The organism is Halorubrum sp. SS7 (assembly GCF_005435055.1).
Taxonomy (GTDB): domain Archaea; phylum Halobacteriota; class Halobacteria; order Halobacteriales; family Haloferacaceae; genus Halorubrum; species Halorubrum salinarum.
Window position 1 is genome coordinate 1 of record NZ_SGXV01000149.1, and the last position, 901, is coordinate 901.

A 901-nucleotide genomic window follows, 5' to 3' on the forward strand; every position below is an offset into this window, starting at 1 on the left:
GGTGGCGCGCACGACGTGCTCCGCGAGGATCTCTTCCGTGTCCCGGTCGTGGGAGACGGCGAGCGGATACGCGAGGTAGTTCTTCGGGTGGTTGAGGCCGAACGACTTGCCGGCGACGCCCTGGGCACCGGCCTGGAATCGGATGGCCGTCGTCTCCGTCGTCGTTCGGTTCCCGACGACGCGCGGGGTCTCGACCGGATCGACGGTGCCGTCGGGAGTGACGCCGAGGATACCGACGTTCAACTCACGAGCGAGCGTCCGGGCGGACTGGGAGACGGCGTTCGCCGGCGCGGCAACGTACGCGGCGTTCGCTTCGTGGAGCCGGTCGTACGCCTGGACGATTCCGCGCTCGACGTCGGCGTCGCTCCGATTCGTGTGGCCCTTCGCTTCGACGACCATCAGCGGTGGGTCGTCGCCGAGGCGGTCCACGGCCAGTAACTCGTCGCTCAGCAGCCGCACACCGACGAGATCCGGGTATCCAGAGCCGACGCGGACGTGGTTGAAGGGCGCCAGCTCGTCCGTGACATTCGGATCGACGGACTCGTTGGCGAGCCACTGGTCGGAGGAGAACTGGGTATCGACGACTGCGTACCCGTCGTCGGCGTCGTCGGGGAACAGGCGGCGCTTCGCGTGCGCCAACACACGCGGTTCCGAGAGCGGTGACGCCGCGCTTGCCATGAGGCTACGATGTCATCACCGGCTCAAGAAGGTGGGGGTAACGGTGCGGCCCGGAGAAAACGAGCAGTCAGCCACGTGGCAATCAGCACTCGGAGTACGACCTCCTACGATCGAGCCGCAGAGCTCGCCGCGGTCTCGTTCAGAACATTCGGGCCGGATGTAGCCCCTCGCTCCGTCCGTCGAGGAATCATGGGCGCTACAGGATTTGAACCCGTGGCAACTT

1 pseudogene is annotated in these 901 nt (G+C 66.6%); it reads right to left on the reverse strand.

Annotated elements, in window-relative coordinates:
• A pseudogene (locus tag EXE44_RS17245) lies at positions 1-678 on the reverse strand (hypothetical protein); the annotation flags it as partial.
• Positions 679-901: the final 223 nt, after the last annotated feature.